This window comes from Paraburkholderia tuberum STM678, assembly GCF_902833905.1.
Lineage (GTDB): Bacteria > Pseudomonadota > Gammaproteobacteria > Burkholderiales > Burkholderiaceae > Paraburkholderia > Paraburkholderia tuberum.
Map to the genome: position 1 here is coordinate 1 of NZ_CADFGP010000189.1, position 457 is coordinate 457.

A 457-nucleotide genomic window follows, 5' to 3' on the forward strand; every position below is an offset into this window, starting at 1 on the left:
AAAGCGACTGCGGCGCGAGACGACGATAAAGGACAGTCTGTCTTGCTGTTCATCGATCTCGACGGCTTCAAGTACGTCAATGACGCTTATGGGCATGCGGTGGGTGATGAACTGTTGCAGTGCTTCGCCAACGGTCTGCAGACACGCATTCGCCGCGGCGATACGGTTGCCCGCCTGGGAGGCGACGAGTTCGCGGTGCTCGCCCGCCACGTGCATGACGACGCCGGCGCGCGCGCGATTGCCGACGGTATCCACGACATCCTTCATGGGCTTCGAGAGATCGGCGGTCATCCCGTCGCCGTATCGGCCAGCATTGGCGTGCGCATGCTCGGTACCAATAGCGCGGACGAACGTCTTGATGTACACGCCCTGATGCGCCAGGCCGATAGCGCGATGTATCGCGCCAAAGCGAACGGGACGGACAAAACCTCATTCTTCGATGAGACGGGTGCCGGCG

The 457-nt window shown here is 61.7% G+C and carries 1 protein-coding gene; it reads left to right on the forward strand.

Features of this window, described 5'->3' with window-relative positions:
* Nucleotides 1-42: 42 nt before the first annotated feature.
* Nucleotides 43-457, forward strand: a 415-nt coding sequence (locus HWY30_RS40875; protein WP_244145227.1) for a diguanylate cyclase domain-containing protein, incomplete at its 3' end; no start/stop codon positions are given.